Annotated in this window: 10 protein-coding genes; 4 read left to right on the forward strand and 6 right to left on the reverse strand. The window is 72.4% G+C overall.

Annotated elements, in window-relative coordinates; genetic code table 11:
- Positions 1-252 precede the first annotated feature (252 nt).
- A complete protein-coding gene (locus ACFYNX_RS06120; RefSeq protein WP_365538582.1) occupies positions 253-774 on the forward strand; it encodes a universal stress protein in 522 nt (173 codons plus the stop codon).
- Positions 775-1,114: 340 nt separating this feature from the next.
- Here ACFYNX_RS06120 and glmS read toward each other — a convergent pair whose 3' ends face one another.
- On the reverse strand, positions 1,115-2,932 hold the full coding sequence (glmS, locus tag ACFYNX_RS06125) for a glutamine--fructose-6-phosphate transaminase (isomerizing) (RefSeq protein ID WP_388658210.1): 1,818 nt from the start codon (positions 2,930-2,932) through the stop codon (positions 1,115-1,117).
- A 70-nt stretch (positions 2,933-3,002) separates the two neighbouring features.
- Positions 3,003-3,278 carry a hypothetical protein gene (locus ACFYNX_RS06130; RefSeq protein ID WP_125665299.1) on the reverse strand — a complete coding sequence of 92 codons (276 nt, stop codon included), beginning with the start codon at positions 3,276-3,278 and terminating at the stop codon, positions 3,003-3,005.
- Between the two features lie 190 nt (positions 3,279-3,468).
- On the opposite strand from ACFYNX_RS06130, the gene ACFYNX_RS06135 reads away from it, so the two are divergent.
- Together ACFYNX_RS06135 and ACFYNX_RS06140 are read left to right on the forward strand one after the other, a co-directional pair.
- The gene (locus tag ACFYNX_RS06135; RefSeq protein WP_388658212.1) at positions 3,469-5,103 is read left to right on the forward strand and encodes a beta-N-acetylhexosaminidase; all 1,635 of its coding nucleotides are present in this window, start codon (positions 3,469-3,471) and stop codon (positions 5,101-5,103) included.
- 211 nt (positions 5,104-5,314) lie between these two features.
- Positions 5,315-5,938 (forward strand): LysE family translocator, encoded by a 624-nt coding sequence (locus tag ACFYNX_RS06140; RefSeq protein ID WP_365538577.1) that lies wholly within the window; start codon positions 5,315-5,317, stop codon positions 5,936-5,938.
- Between the two features lie 79 nt (positions 5,939-6,017).
- Here ACFYNX_RS06140 and ACFYNX_RS06145 read toward each other — a convergent pair whose 3' ends face one another.
- The 4 genes from ACFYNX_RS06145 to ACFYNX_RS06160 form a co-directional block, all read right to left on the reverse strand.
- Entirely contained in the window at positions 6,018-7,178 is a 1,161-nt protein-coding gene (locus ACFYNX_RS06145) for an acyl-CoA dehydrogenase family protein (protein WP_388658214.1), read from the reverse strand.
- 8 nt (positions 7,179-7,186) lie between these two features.
- Positions 7,187-8,104: a hydroxymethylglutaryl-CoA lyase gene (locus ACFYNX_RS06150; RefSeq protein WP_388659726.1), complete on the reverse strand. Its 918-nt coding sequence runs from the start codon at positions 8,102-8,104 to the stop codon at positions 7,187-7,189.
- A gap of 14 nt (positions 8,105-8,118) precedes the next feature.
- Positions 8,119-10,050 carry a biotin carboxylase N-terminal domain-containing protein gene (locus ACFYNX_RS06155; RefSeq protein ID WP_388658217.1) on the reverse strand — a complete coding sequence of 644 codons (1,932 nt, stop codon included), beginning with the start codon at positions 10,048-10,050 and terminating at the stop codon, positions 8,119-8,121.
- Positions 10,051-10,133: 83 nt separating this feature from the next.
- The gene (locus tag ACFYNX_RS06160) at positions 10,134-11,741 is read right to left on the reverse strand and encodes a carboxyl transferase domain-containing protein (RefSeq protein ID WP_388658219.1); all 1,608 of its coding nucleotides are present in this window, start codon (positions 11,739-11,741) and stop codon (positions 10,134-10,136) included.
- 103 nt (positions 11,742-11,844) lie between these two features.
- Here ACFYNX_RS06160 and ACFYNX_RS06165 point away from each other — a divergent pair, with 103 nt between their 5' ends.
- Positions 11,845-12,444 carry a TetR/AcrR family transcriptional regulator gene (locus ACFYNX_RS06165; protein ID WP_388658222.1) on the forward strand — a complete coding sequence of 200 codons (600 nt, stop codon included), beginning with the start codon at positions 11,845-11,847 and terminating at the stop codon, positions 12,442-12,444.

Genomic DNA, 12,444 nt, shown 5'->3' on the forward strand with positions numbered 1-12,444 from the left:
ACGGACGCATGTAGGACACAACCGGCATTGCCAGATCCCGAACCGCTCGTGCATGCTCCCTGGAACGCCGCGCGCGAGCGGTGTGCCCGCCGGGTCCGCGGCCGTGGGCCCTGGGCAGGAGAGGAGTGCCGCCGTACCCTTGGGGGTATGGGCTTGGGAAGATGATTCCCGGACACAGCTCCGCCGCCACCCGTCGTTCCTCTCCCCCTTCTCCCGTCCCTTCCCACGAGGACCCTCTTCGCCGAGACACCGATGGCCGGTCACGAATTCTCCGAACCCGCGGACCGCAAGCGCGTCGCCGACTCCACGGTCGACCCCCTCGCGGTCGAACAGCCACGTCACGCCTGCGACCCGGCCTTCCGGCACGGGGTCGTCGTCGGCTTCGACGGCTCCACGTCCAGTGAGCGCGCCCTCGCGTACGCCATCGGCATGGCCCGCCGCTCCGGCTCGGGCCTGATCATCGTGCACGTGGCCAACCGGCTGCCCACCACGGTGTGGGCCGGCTGCGAGCCCCCCGTCTTCGTCGACGTGCCGGACCACCGCACCGAGGTCCTCGGCCTGGAGCTGGCCTGCGCCGAGCACCTCGCCGAGGTGCCCTGGATCCTGGTCGAGCGCGGCGGCGACATCTGTCACGAGCTGGAGGAGGTCGGCCGGGAGTACTCGGCCGACGCGATCGTGGTGGGTTCCACGCACGGGATCGTCGGGCGGATCTTCGGCTCGGTGGCCGGCCGCCTCGCGCGCCGCGCCCGGCGGCCCGTCGTCGTCATTCCGTAACCCCTGGAGCTCCCCCTCTCGGAGCCCTCGCTCTCCCCGGCGCTTTCCCCGGCGTTCCCTCAACTGCCGTCATCCGGCCATAATTTCGGCCTTCCTCGGATGAATTGTGTGCTTGTGGAGGGTGGGTGCGTAAAGGCCACGGGACACAGCAGCCCACGCAGCACGACCGCGCATCCGAAGGGGCCCGCCGCCGTCGCGCCCCGGCCGCGGCCCGGGCCGGAAAGTGCGACGGTCCCCGTGCACGGGAGGTGTGTGCACGGGGACCGTCGTGTGTCAGGTCGGGCGACGCCGGGGGACAGGCCCGGCGGCGGGGTCCGGGGGACAGGCCCGGACCCCGCTGCTACTCGACCGTGACGGACTTGGCCAGGTTGCGCGGCTTGTCGATGTCGCGGCCCATGGCGAGGGCGGTGTGGTACGCGAAGAGCTGGAGCGGGATGCCCATGAGGATCGGGTCCAGCTCGTCCTCGTTCTTCGGGACCACGAGGGTGTGGTCGGCCTTCTCCTGCGGCTGGTGCGCGACCGCGAGGATGCGGCCGCTGCGGGCCTTGATCTCCTCCAGGGCGGCGCGGTTCTTCTCCAGGAGGTCGTCGTCGGGGACGATCGCGACCGTCGGCAGGGCCGGCTCGATGAGGGCCAGCGGGCCGTGCTTCAGCTCGGAGGCCGGGTAGGCCTCGGCGTGGATGTAGGAGATCTCCTTGAGCTTGAGGGAGGCCTCCAGGGCGACCGGGTAGCCGCGCACGCGCCCGATGAACATCATCGACTGGGCGCCCGCGTACTCCTCGGCGAGGCGCTTGATCTCGTCCTCGCCCTTGAGGATCTCCTCGATCTGGGCGGGGAGCCGGCGCAGGCCCTCGATGATCCGCTTGCCGTCGGTGACGGACAGGTCGCGGATGCGGCCGAGGTGCAGGGCGAGCAGCGCGAAGGCGGTCACCGTGTTGGTGAAGCACTTGGTGGAGACGACGCAGACCTCGGGGCCCGCGTGGACGTACACGCCGCCGTCGGCCTCGCGGGCGATGGCGGAGCCGACCACGTTGACGACGCCGAGGACGCGGGCGCCCTTCCGCTTGAGCTCCTGGACGGCGGCGAGCACGTCGTAGGTCTCGCCGGACTGGGAGACGGCGATGTAGAGGGTGTCGGGGTCCACGACCGGGTTGCGGTAGCGGAACTCCGAGGCCGGCTCGGCGTCGGCGGGGATGCGGGCCATGGACTCGATGAGCCCGGCGCCGATGAGGCCGGCGTGGTACGAGGTGCCGCAGCCGAGGATCTTGATCCGGCGGATGGTGCGGGCCTCGCGCGGGTCCAGGTTCAGGCCGCCCAGGTGCACGGTGGAGAAGCGGTCGTCGATCCGGCCGCGCAGCACGCGGTCGACCGCGTCGGGCTGCTCGGAGATCTCCTTGTGCATGAAGGTGTCGTGGCCGCCCATGTCGTAGGAGGCGGCCTCCCACTCCACGGTCTCCGGGGTGGCGGTGGTGGTCGCGCCCGAGGTCGTGTACGTGCGGAAGTCGTCGGCCTTGAGGGTGGCCATCTCGCCGTCGTCGAGGGTGACGACCTGGCGGGTGTGGGCGATCAGGGCGGCGACGTCGGAGGCGACGAGCATCTCCTTCTCGCCGATGCCGAGGATGACCGGGGAGCCGTTGCGGGCGACGACGATGCGGTCGTTGAAGTCGGCGTGCATCACGGCGATGCCGTAGGTGCCCTCGATGACCTTGAGCGCCTCGCGGACCTTCTCCTCCAGGGTCTCGGCCTCGGAGCGCGCGATGAGGTGGGTGATGACCTCGGTGTCCGTCTCGGAGGCGAAGACGACGCCGTCGGCCTCCAGCTTGGCGCGCAGCTCGGCGGCGTTGTCCACGATGCCGTTGTGGACGACGGCGACCTTGTTCTCGGGGTCCAGGTGCGGGTGCGAGTTGACGTCGCTCGGCGCGCCGTGGGTGGCCCAGCGGGTGTGGGCGATGCCGGTGGTGCCGGTGAAGCGCTTGGGGACGCGGGCCTCCAGGTCGCGGACCCGGCCCTTGGCCTTCACCATCTTCAGGCCGGAGGCCTTCGGGCTGGTGACGACCATGCCGGCGGAGTCGTATCCGCGGTACTCCAGGCGCTGCAGGCCTTCGAGCAGCAACGGTGCCACGTCGCGCTTACCGATGTAACCGACAATTCCGCACATAAAGGTGAAACCCCTCCAGGTCAGTGGTGATGCTCGGCCGTTCGGGCCGTCCTTCGGGAGCCGGGGAGGCTCAGCCGTACACGATCCGGCGCAGTTGCCGGAGCGAGAGCTCCGGCGGCGCCACGGCCCGGTGCGGCAGCTCCACCGCGATCCGTTCGAAGATCTCGGCGTTCACGGCGCCGCCGGACTGCAGTTCGCGGTGGCGGCGGCGGACGAAGTCCTCGGTCGACTCGTCGAAGTACGCCAGCACGTCGAGCACCACCCGGGCGGCCTCACCGCGCTGGAGCGCGGTGCTGCGGACCAGATGGTCGATGAGGTCGTCGTGCGACGGACGGCGTTCGAGCACCCGTGAATATTGAGGGGTGATTCCGCCCTCGTGCAAGAATCCTGCCCGAAATCGGGCAGGGATCACTGCTTTCCCCGTCGACACGGACGATTGGCCTAGACCTTGACCGTCCGGAACCCGACGGTACGGGAGGACCCGGTGCGGATATAGACAGATCAGACGCGTCGATCACCCGAAGGGGAGCCCGCCTGTGAGACAGCGCCTAAGGATTCCGCGCCTGATCGGATCCCTGCTCCTGGTCACGGCCGCCGGTGTCGGCTGCGGCGAGGCCGCCGCCGACACCGGCGGCAGGGCGGCCGGCCACCGGGCCGCCGCCGAGCCGGAGGTCCGCCCGCTCGGCCGCATCGTTCCCGTGCCCGCCTCCGTCACCCCCGGGGGCGAGCCCTACGCCCTCACCGCCACCACCCGCATCGGGGTGGACACCCGCTCCCGCGAGACCAAGGAGCTCGGCGCCTACCTCGCCGAGCTGCTCCGGCCCGCCACCGGCTTCCCGCTGCCCGTCGTCGACGAGCAGGCGGCCCGCGGCGGCATCCGGCTCCGCCTCAGCACCGGCGACACCGCCCTCGGCGACGAGGGCTACCGGCTCCGCTCCGGACCGGACGGCATCACCCTGACGGCCCACCGGCCCGCCGGCCTCTTCCGCGGCGTCCAGACCCTGCGCCAGCAGTTGCCCTCCGCCGTCGAGCGCAAGAGCGTCCAGCAGGGCCCCTGGAAGGTCGCGGGCGGCACGATCACCGACACCCCGCGCTACGCCCACCGGGGCGCCATGCTCGACGTCGCCCGCCACTTCTTCACCGTCGACGAGGTGAAGCGGTACATCGACCAGCTCGCGCTCTACAAGGTGAACACCCTCCACCTGCACCTCTCCGACGACCAGGGCTGGCGCATCGCCGTCGACTCCTGGCCCCGCCTCACCACGTACGGCGGCTCCACCGAGGTCGGCGGCGGCCCCGGCGGCTTCTACACCAAGGAGGAGTACAAGGAGATCGTCCGGTACGCCGCCTCCCGCTACCAGGAGGTCGTCCCGGAGATCGACGTGCCGGGCCACACCAACGCGGCCCTCGCCTCCTACCCCGAGCTCAACTGCGACGGCGTCGCCCCGCCGCTCTACACCGGCACCAAGGTCGGCTTCAGCTCCCTGTGCGTGCCCAAGGCGGTCACGTACGACTTCGTCGACGACGTGATCCGCGAGATCGCCGCGCTCACCCCCGGCCGCTACCTCCACATCGGCGGCGACGAGGCCCACTCCACCAGCCACGCCGACTACGTGGCCTTCATGGACAGGGTCCAGCCGGTCGTCGCGAAGTACGGCAAGAAGGTCATCGGCTGGCACCAGCTCACCGGCACCACCCCCGCGCCGGACGCCCTCGTCCAGTACTGGGGCATCGACCGCACCTCCGCCGCGGAGAAGGAGCGGGTCGCCGAGGCCGCGCGCAACGGCACCGGCCTGATCCTCTCGCCCGCCGACCGCACCTACCTCGACATGAAGTACACGAAGGAGACGAAGCTCGGCCTCTCCTGGGCCGGATACGTCGAGGTCCGCAGGTCGTACGACTGGGACCCGGCGGCCTACCTCCCCGGCGCGCCCGCGAGCGCCGTCAAGGGCGTCGAGGCCCCCCTGTGGACCGAGACCCTCGCCACCACCGGCGACCTCGACGTCATGGCCTTCCCCCGCCTGCCGGGCGTGGCCGAACTGGGCTGGTCCCCGGCCGCCAGCCACGACTGGGACGCGTACAAGGTCCGCCTCGCCGAACAGGCCCCGCGCTTCGAGGCCCTCGGCATCGACTGGTACCGCTCGCCGGAGGTGCCCTGGCCGGCGCCGTAACGGCCCGCCGAAAGGAGCGCCCGGCCGGGGCCCGCCCGGCCGGGCGTTCCTCCGTGTGCGCGGAAACCGAATCGCCCGGCCGGAAACGGGGAGACGGACGGCGACCACGGACACCACCCGGTCGCCGGTCGCGGCGGCCCGGTGCGAAGGAGGCACCGCCGGGCGCCGAAGGGCTCCCGGCGTGCCACGACAAGGCCGGAGACGACGGACGATGGTGGACTTATCGGTACTGCCGGGCTACATCGCGGTGATCCTGCTCTTCCTCGGCCCGCCCGGGCCCGACATGGCCTACATGCTCGCGGTGGGCCTGGAGGGCGGCCGCCGGTCCGCGCTGAAGGCGATCCTCGGCATCGGGACGGGCATGAGCGTCTACGCCACCGCCGTCGTCGCCGGGCTGGGGGAGATCGCCCGGTCGCACCCGTCGCTGCTCGACGCGGTGAGGATCGTGGGCGCGGCCTACCTGCTGTGGCTGGCGTACACGACCCTGCGCAGCGCGCGCCGCGCGATCGACGGGCACGGTGACGTCGGGTCGGGCCGGTGGTACCTGCGCGGGGTGCTGATCAGCCTGACGAACCCGAAGATCATGCTCTTCTACCTCGCGGTCCTCCCGCAGTTCCTGGGGGACGCGGAGGAACCCGGAGCGCAGATGGCCCTCCTCGGCGCGATCAACGTCCTGATGGAGGTGGTCCTCTACGGCGGCATCGGAATGCTGGCGGGCTTCTTCCGCACGCGGCTCACCGGCTCGTCGAAGGCGACGGTCGTGCTGAACTACGGGGCGTGCGCCGTGTACGTCGTACTGGCGGTGACGATCTCCGTCGAGGTCCTCCTGGGGTGAGGCCGTGAGGGCGGCGCGGGCCCCGGTGGAGGACGGCCGACCTCCACCGGAGCCCACGGCCCGCGGACGTACCGGAACGTCAGCCCGTCAGGCCCAGTTCGCGGGCGATCAGCATGCGCTGGACCTCGCTCGTGCCCTCGCCGATCTCCAGGATCTTGGAGTCGCGCCACATGCGGGCCACCGGGTACTCGTTCATGAAGCCGTAGCCGCCGTGGATCTGGGTCGCCTCGCGGGCGTTGTCCACGGCCACCGTGGAGGAGTACAGCTTCGCGATGGCCGCCTCCTTCTTGAAGGGCTCGCCCAGGACCAGGCGGGAGGCGGCGTCGCGCCAGCCGATGCGGGCCATGTGCGCCCGGGTCTCCATGTCGGCGATCTTGAACTGGATGGCCTGGTTGTCGCCGATCGCGCGGCCGAAGGCGTGACGTTCCTTCGCGTACTTCACGGACTCGTCCACGCACCCCTGCGCCAGGCCCGTCGCGAGCGCCGCGATGGCGACCCGGCCCTCGTCCAGGATGCGGAGGAACTGCGCGTAGCCGCGGCCCTCCTCGCCGAGGAGGTTGCCGACCGGCACCCGGACGTCGGCGAAGGACAGCTCGCGGGTGTCCGAGGCGTTCCAGCCGACCTTCGAGTACGGGGCCGCGACCGTGAAGCCCGGGGTGCCGGAGGGGACGATGATCGAGGAGATCAGCGGGCGTCCGTCCGGCTTGCGGCCGGTGACCGCCGTGACCGTCACCAGACCCGTGATGTCCGTACCGGAGTTGGTGATGAAGCACTTCGAGCCGTTGATCACCCACTCGTCGCCGTCCCGGACGGCGGTGGTGCGCGTGCCGCCGGCGTCACTGCCCGCGCCGGGCTCGGTCAGGCCGAACGCGCCCAGGACCTCGCCCGCGCACAGCCGCGGCAGCCACTCCCGCTTCTGCTCCTCCGTGCCGAAGAGGTGGAGGGGCATGGCACCCAGCGAGACGCCGGCCTCCAGGGTGATGGCCACCGAGGAGTCGACCCGGGCCAGCTCCTCCAGGGCGATCCCGAGGGCCAGGTAGTCGCCGCCCATGCCGCCGTACTCCTCGGGGAACGGCAGCCCGAACAGGCCCATGCGGCCCATCTCGCGGACGATCTCGTACGGGAACTCGTGCCGCTCGTAGTAGTCCCCGATCTTCGGGGCCACCACGTCGTGCGCGAACTCCTCCACCGTGCGGCGGAGTTCCTGGTGCTCGGCGGAGAGCCGGTGGTCGAGGGACATGGGTTCCTTCACTCCTTGTGGGAGAGGGCGCGGACGGTGCGGGACGGGCTGGGCCGGCCCAGTTGCTCGGCCATCCACACGCTCGTGGCGGTGAGGGCGGCCAGATCGACCCCGGTCTCGATGCCGAGGCCGTCGAGCATCCACACGAGGTCCTCGGTGGCGAGGTTGCCGGTCGCGCTCTTCGCGTACGGGCAGCCGCCGAGGCCGCCGGCGGAGGCGTCGACCGTGGTCACCCCGTGCCGCAGCGCGGCCAGGGTGTTGGACAGGGCCTGTCCGTAGGTGTCGTGGAAGTGCACGGCGAGGCGGGAGGTGGGGATCCCGGCCTCGTTCAGGCCGGTGAGCAGGGCCTCCACGTGCCCCGGGGTCGCCACGCCGATGGTGTCGCCGAGGCTCAGCTCGTCGCAGCCCATGTCGGCGAGCGCCTTGGTGACCCGGACGACCTGCCCGACCGGGACCGGGCCCTCCCAGGGGTCGCCGAAGCACATCGACAGGTAGCCGCGGACCTTCAGACCGGCCTCTACGGCCCGGACGACGGTCGGCGCGAAGAGGGCGAGGGCCTCGTCCACGGTCCGGTTGAGGTTGGCCTTCGCGAAGGACTCGGTGGCCGAGGCGAAGACCGCGATCTCGCGGGCGCCGAGCGCGAGCGCCCGGTCGAGGCCCCGCTCGTTGGGGACGAGGACCGGCAGGCGGACCGGGAGGTCGCGGACCAGCGGGAACAGGTCCTCGGCGTCGGCCAGTTGGGGCACCCACTGGGGGTGCACGAAGCTGGTCGCCTCGACGGTGGACAGCCCGGCGGCGGCGAGGCGGCGGACGAACTCCGCCTTCACCTCCGTCGAGACGGCCGTCTTCTCGTTCTGGAGGCCGTCCCGGGCCCCCACCTCGTGGATCCGGACCCGGGCGGGGAGCCCGGTGCCGGGGACGGTCATCGGCAGTCCGGCGGTCACGCTTCCTCCCCGGAGGTCTCGTGCGGGGTGACGACGGCCAGGACCTGGTCCATCGCGACGGTGGTGCCGGGCGTGACGTCCAGCTCCGTGACGGTGCCGGCGTGCGGGGCGGAGATGACGTGCTCCATCTTCATCGCCTCGACGACGAGCAGGCTCTGCCCGGCCTCGACCTCGTCCCCGACGGCCACCTTCACCACGGTCACGGTGCCGGGCATCGGCGCGGCAAGGGTGTCGGCCCCGCCGTGCCGGGCGCCGCCGAGCGCGGCCTCGACCGGGTCGTGGTCGAGCACGTGCCAGGAGTCGCCGTCCCGGCCCAGCCAGGCGCCGGCCCGGTGGAAGCGGTGGGTGACCCCGTCCACGACGACCGTCACCGAGGCGTCCGTGACCCGGGCGCCGGGCGGCGCCTCCACCGTCACGGGTTCGAGTCCCGCTACGCGTACGGGGAAGGCGAGCGGGGCCGGAGCGCCGCCCAGGCGCCAGCCGTTCGGCACCGAGAAGGGGTCCGTCCAGCCGTCCCGGGGCGCCGGGGCCAGCTCCGCGAGCCGTACGGCCGCCGCCGCCGCGTACACCTCGGCCGGGACGTCCTCGGGGACGAGCCCCTCCGCCTCGCGCTCCACCAGGCCGGTGTCCAGGTCTCCCCGCACGACGTCCTCGTGGGCCAGCAGCCTCCGCAGGAAGCCCGCGTTCGTCGGGACGCCCAGGGTGACCGTGTCCGCGAGGGCCGCGCGCAGGCGGCGCAGGGCCGTGGGGCGGTCCGGGGCGTGCACGATGACCTTCGAGAGCATCGGGTCGTAGAGGCTGCCGACCTCCGTGCCCTCGCTCAGGCCCGAGTCCGTGCGCGCGCCGCCGCCCTGCGGCTCGTGGAGCGCCAGGACCGTGCCGCCCGAGGGCAGGAAGCCGCGGGAGGGGTCCTCGGCGCAGATGCGGGCCTCGATCGCCCAGCCGTCCAGCCGGACGTCCTCCTGCGCGAAGGGCAGCGGCTCGCCCGCCGCCACCCGGAGCTGCCACTCCACCAGGTCCAGGCCGGTGATCAGCTCCGTCACCGGGTGCTCGACCTGGAGCCGGGTGTTCATCTCCATGAAGCAGTACGAGGCGGGGTCGCCGCCCGGGACGATGAACTCGACCGTGCCCGCGCCCACGTAGCCGCAGGACCGGGCCGCCTCCACCGCCGCCGCGCCCATCGCCGCCCGGAGCTCCGGGGTGAGCAGGACGCTCGGCGCCTCCTCCACGATCTTCTGGTGGCGCCGCTGGAGCGAGCACTCCCGCTCGCCGAGGTGCACCACGTTCCCGTGGGTGTCGGCCAGGACCTGGATCTCGATGTGCCGGGGCCCGTCGATCCACCGCTCCACGAGCAGCGTGTCGTCGCCGAAGGAGGCGCGGGCCTCGCGCCGGGCCGCCGCGATCTCCTCGTCCAGGACCGCCAGGTCCCGCACGAGCCGCATGCCCTTGCCGCCGCCGCCCGCGCTGGGCTTGAGCAGCACGGGCGCGCCCAGCTCGCGGGCCGCCTCGGCCAGTTCGGGATCGGCGGCGCCCGGGACGACGGGCACGCCCGCCGCCTTCACGGTCTCCTTCGCTCGGATCTTGTCGCCCATCAGGGAGATCGCCTCGGCGGACGGCCCGATGAAGACGAGCCCCGCCTCGGCGCAGGCCCGCGCGAAGCCGGCGTTCTCGGCGAGGAAGCCGTAGCCGGGGTGGACCGCCTGCGCGCCGGTGCGGCGGGCCGCGTCCAGCAGCGCGGGCACGGACAGGTACGACTCGGCGGCCGGCGGCGGGCCGATCCGCACCGCCGTGTCCGCCTCCCGCACGTGCCGGGCGTCGGCGTCCGCGTCGCTGTGGACGGCCACCGAGCGCACGCCGAGCTCGCGCAGGGTGCGGATGACGCGGACCGCGATCTCGCCCCGGTTGGCGACGAGGACGGTGTCGAACATGGACGGCCTCTCCCTCTCCCGGGTCTCCCGGGGGCCCCGCGCATCCGTGGACTGCATCTCCTGGGACATCTGCTGGAGCCCTCTCACATCCGGAAGACGCCGAACTGGGGGTCACCCAGCGGCGCGTTGGCACAGGCGGTCAGGGCGAGGCCGAGGACCTGCCGGGTCTCCAGGGGGTCGATGACCCCGTCGTCCCAGAGCCGGGCGGTCGCGTAGTAGGCGCTGCCCTGGGTCTCGTACTGCTCGCGGATCGGGGCCTTGAAGGTCTCTTCCTCCTCCGCGCTCCAGTCGTCGCCGAGCTGGTCGCGCTTGACGGTCGCGAGGACCGAGGCGGCCTGCTCGCCGCCCATGACGGAGATCTTGGCGTTGGGCCACATCCACAGGAAGCGGGGGGAGTACGCCCGGCCGCACATCGAGTAGTTGCCCGCGCCGTACGAGCCGCCGACGACCACGGTCAGCTTCGGGACCCGGGTGGTGGCCACGGCCGTGACCATCTTGGCGCCGTGCTTGGCGATGCCGCCGTGCTCGTACGCCTTGCCGACCATGAAGCCGGTGATGTTCTGGAGGAACACCAGCGGGATGCCGCGCTGGTCGCACAGCTCGATGAAGTGCGCGCCCTTCTGGGCGGACTCGGCGAACAGGATGCCGTTGTTGGCGACGATCCCGACCGGGTGCCCGTGGATGCGGGCGAAGCCGGTGACGAGGGTCTGCCCGTACTCGGCCTTGAACTCCTGGAAGCGGGAGCCGTCCACGACCCGGGCGATGACCTCGCGCACGTCGTACGGGGTGCGCGCGTCGACGGGCACGGCCCCGTACAGGCCGTACGGGTCGACCTTCGGTTCCTCGGCGGGCTCGACCGACCAGGGGAGCGGGCCGCGCTCGGGGAGCGTGGCGACGATGTTCCGCACGATCCGCAGGGCGTGGGCGTCGTCCTCGGCGAGGTGGTCGGTGACGCCGGAGATCCGGGAGTGGACCTCGCCGCCGCCCAGCTCCTCGGCCGTGACGACCTCACCGGTCGCGGCCTTCACCAGCGGCGGGCCGCCGAGGAAGATCGTGCCCTGGTTCCGCACGATCACGGCCTCGTCGCTCATCGCGGGGACGTACGCGCCGCCGGCCGTGCAGGAGCCGAGGACGGCCGCGATCTGCGGGACGCCCGCGCCGGACATCCGGGCCTGGTTGTAGAAGATGCGGCCGAAGTGCTCCCGGTCGGGGAAGACCTCGTCCTGCATCGGCAGGAAGGCGCCTCCGGAGTCGACCAGGTAGAGGCAGGGGAGACGGTTCTCCAGGGCCACCTCCTGGGCCCGCAGGTGCTTCTTCACGGTCATCGGGTAGTACGTGCCGCCCTTGACGGTGGCGTCGTTCGCGACGATCACGCACTCGCGGCCCGAGACCCGCCCGATGCCCGCGATGACGCCGGCGGCCGGGGCCTGGTCGCCGTACATGCCGTTCGCCGCGAGCGGGGCCAGCTCCAGGAAGGGCGAGCCCGGGTCGAGGAGCGTGTCCACGCGGTCCCGGGGGAGCAGCTTGCCGCGCGCGGTGTGCCGCGCCCGGGACTTCTCGCCCCCGCCCAGCGCGGCCGCCGCGAGCTTGGCGCGCAGGGCCGCGGCCAGCTCGTGGTGCGCGGCCTCGTTCGCCTGCCAGGCCGGCGAGGCGGGATCCGCCGCACTCGACAGCACGGGTGCCTGCTGCATCGACCGATCTCCCTTGTCCGGTTAACGAGCCGTCCGGTTAATGAGCGTTAACGTATGGCGCACAGGTTAACGACCGCTAACGGGGTTGTCTAGAATCGAATCCATGACCACGACCACGTCCCCCACCGGCAGGACCGACGCCCCCACGCGGCGCGAGCAGATCCTCAAGGAGGCCGCCCGCCTCTTCGCCGAGCGCGGGTTCCACGGCGTGGGCGTGGACGAGATAGGGGCGGCCGTCGGCATCAGCGGCCCCGGGCTCTACCGGCACTTCCCCGGCAAGGACGCGATGCTCGCCGAGCTGCTCGTCGGCATCAGCGAGCGGCTCCTCGACGGCGGCCGGCTGCGCGTGGGGGAGGCGGGCGGCGATCCCCGGGCCCTGCTCGGCGCCCTCATCGACGGGCACATCGACTTCGCCCTCGACGACCGGCCCCTGATCACCCTCCACGACCGGGAGCTGGACCGGCTCAAGGACGAGGACCGCAAGCGGGTGCGCAAGCTCCAGCGGCAGTACGTCGAGCTGTGGGTGACGACGGTCCGCGAGCTCTACCCGGACGCCCCCGAGAGCGAGGCCCGCACCGCCGTCCACGCGGTCTTCGGCCTGCTCAACTCCACCCCCCACCTGGCCGCCCTCGGCCGCCGCCCCATGGAGGAACTGCTGCGGCGCCTGGCCCACGGGGCCTTCGGAGCGCTCGCGGCCCGGTAG

The sequence above is a fragment of the Streptomyces sp. NPDC007872 genome, assembly GCF_042868165.1.
In the GTDB taxonomy this organism is placed as follows: Bacteria; Actinomycetota; Actinomycetes; order Streptomycetales; family Streptomycetaceae; genus Streptomyces.

What these genes read in the sequence shown, in the direction of transcription:
- ACFYNX_RS06165 (WP_388658222.1), top strand. Translation starts at nt 11,845, where the DNA reads ATGACCACGACCACGTCCCCCACCGGCAGGACCGACGCCCCCACGCGG.
- ACFYNX_RS06160 (WP_388658219.1), bottom strand. Translation starts at nt 11,741, where the DNA reads ATGCAGCAGGCACCCGTGCTGTCGAGTGCGGCGGATCCCGCCTCGCCG.
- ACFYNX_RS06155 (WP_388658217.1), bottom strand. Translation starts at nt 10,050, where the DNA reads ATGTTCGACACCGTCCTCGTCGCCAACCGGGGCGAGATCGCGGTCCGC.
- glmS (WP_388658210.1), bottom strand. Translation starts at nt 2,932, where the DNA reads ATGTGCGGAATTGTCGGTTACATCGGTAAGCGCGACGTGGCACCGTTG.
- ACFYNX_RS06120 (WP_365538582.1), top strand. Translation starts at nt 253, where the DNA reads ATGGCCGGTCACGAATTCTCCGAACCCGCGGACCGCAAGCGCGTCGCC.
- ACFYNX_RS06140 (WP_365538577.1), top strand. Translation starts at nt 5,315, where the DNA reads ATGGTGGACTTATCGGTACTGCCGGGCTACATCGCGGTGATCCTGCTC.
- ACFYNX_RS06150 (WP_388659726.1), bottom strand. Translation starts at nt 8,104, where the DNA reads ATGACCGTCCCCGGCACCGGGCTCCCCGCCCGGGTCCGGATCCACGAG.
- ACFYNX_RS06145 (WP_388658214.1), bottom strand. Translation starts at nt 7,178, where the DNA reads ATGTCCCTCGACCACCGGCTCTCCGCCGAGCACCAGGAACTCCGCCGC.